This window comes from Rhodococcus sp. EPR-134 (assembly GCF_001647205.1).
Lineage (GTDB): Bacteria > Actinomycetota > Actinomycetes > Mycobacteriales > Mycobacteriaceae > Rhodococcus_F > Rhodococcus_F qingshengii.
The window spans coordinates 1-1908 of sequence record NZ_LVCT01000627.1; the positions used below are offsets into that span (position 1 = coordinate 1).

Annotated in this window: 2 protein-coding genes; both read right to left on the reverse strand. The window is 63.7% G+C overall.

Going from position 1 to position 1908, the window contains the following annotated elements:
* Window positions 1-20: 20 nt before the first annotated feature.
* On the reverse strand, window positions 21-710 hold the full coding sequence (locus tag A2J01_RS27575; protein WP_003942020.1) for a response regulator transcription factor: 690 nt from the start codon (window positions 708-710) through the stop codon (window positions 21-23).
* Window positions 707-1900, reverse strand: a complete 1194-nt coding sequence (locus A2J01_RS27580) for a sensor histidine kinase (protein ID WP_197494319.1) — start codon at window positions 1898-1900, stop codon at window positions 707-709. The genes A2J01_RS27575 and A2J01_RS27580 overlap by 4 nt, the downstream gene beginning before the upstream one ends.
* Between the last annotated feature and the right edge of the window lie 8 nt (window positions 1901-1908).

Here is a 1908-nt window from a genome sequence, read left to right on the forward strand (position 1 = left end):
TTCTTCTCGACGAGGTTCGATCACGCTTCGAGCTTGTAACCCAATCCACGGACCGTGACCAGATGTTCCGGCTTGGCCGGATCCGATTCGATCTTCGAACGCAACCGCTTCACGTGTACGTCAAGGGTTTTGGTGTCACCGACGTAGTCGGCGCCCCAGACGCGGTCGATCAACTGTCCGCGGGTCAGCACCCGACCGGAGTTGCGGAGCAGGTACTCGAGGAGATCGAACTCCTTGAGCGGCAACGTCACCGGGTTACCCGCGACCTGCACGACGTGGCGCTCGACGTCCATCCGTACCGGTCCGGCCTCGAGCACCCCGTTGTCGGAGGCGAGGTCCGCCTCGTTCTCCACCCCGCGGCGCAGCACCGCACGGATGCGGGCGATCAGCTCGCGCGCCGAATACGGTTTGGTCACATAGTCGTCCGCACCGAGTTCCAGGCCGACAACCTTGTCGATCTCACTGTCACGCGCCGTCACCATGATGACGGGAACGCCGGAGCGCGACCGCAGCGCCTTGCAGACGTCCGTGCCACTCATGCCGGGCAGCATGAGGTCGAGCAGGACGATGTCCGCTCCGGAGCGATCGAATTCCGCCAACGCCGACGGTCCGTCGTTGACGATGGTGGTCTCGAAGCCCTCCTTGCGGAGCAGGAACGCCAGCGGGTCCGCCAAGGACTCCTCGTCCTCCACGATCAGCACACTCGTCATCGTTTGGCCTCCATGCCGTTTTCTCTACTGCCTTGTTCTCGTCTGCCGATCCGCGTGGAACCGGCGGTTCCCGCGTCGTCAGAGTCGATGTCGTCGTCCGACTCCACGTGTGCCGGTATCTGCAACGTGAAGGTAGACCCTGTACCCGGTTTGCTCCACAGTTCGATGGAGCCGTTGTGATTGGCCGCGACGTGTTTGACGATCGCCAGCCCCAGACCGGTTCCACCGGTCTGCCGTGACCGCGCCTTGTCCACGCGGAAGAATCTCTCGAACACTCGCTCCTGGTCCGCTTTCGCGATGCCTTCTCCTCGGTCGGTGACTGCGATCGCGACATTGTCGCCGCGCACCGAACGACTGACGGACACCGGAGAACCCTTGGGCGAGTACGCAATAGCGTTCTCGATGAGGTTGGACAATGCCGTGACGAGGAGAGTCTGATCCCCGAGCACTTCCAGCCCACTCGGATGGTCGGTGGTGACCGTGATCCCGGCGGCCTCGGCCGACAGATTCGACCTCGACAGTGCTTCGGACACCACGGTGTCGACGTCGACCACGTCGAGATCCGGCAGCTTCTCGGCACCTTGCAGACGCGAGAGTGCGATCAACTCGGTGACCATCTTGCCCAGACGAATCGACTCACCGAGCACCCGTTCGCCGAAGTGGCGCACCGATTCCGGGTCGTCAGCGGACTCGAGCAGCGCCTCCGCGAGCAGGCTCATCGCACCGACCGGCGTCTTGAGTTCGTGGCTGACGTTCGCGACGAAATCGCGTCGGGTCGCCTCCATGCGGACCTGCTCGGAATCGTCGTCGGCGAACAGGACCACGAAGTTGCGATCGTCCTTGCTGAGCAACCGGGCCGTGCCACGTACCGCGATCTTGTCGCGGCCCCGCTGAGCGGTCTGCGCCGTCAGATCGACCTCGACGGGTTGACCCGTCCGCAGAACTTCCTGAGCAGCCCGCCAAGCTCGCTCGTCGACCAGACGATTCTTGACGAGACCGAGTTCCTCGGCGCGAGGATTGAAGAGCACGACGTCGTGAAAACCGTCGACGACGGCGATACCGCTTTCCGAAGCCAACACGATGAGGTCGAGAACCTGGGACATCGTGAGCCCGGTCTGTTCGTCCGAGCGCTGACTCTGGCGCGACGACAGCCTGGGTACCAGCACCCCGCCGACGAGGTAGCCGACCAAGCCGGCGA

What these genes read in the sequence shown, in the direction of transcription:
- A2J01_RS27575 (WP_003942020.1), bottom strand. Translation starts at nt 710, where the DNA reads ATGACGAGTGTGCTGATCGTGGAGGACGAGGAGTCCTTGGCGGACCCG.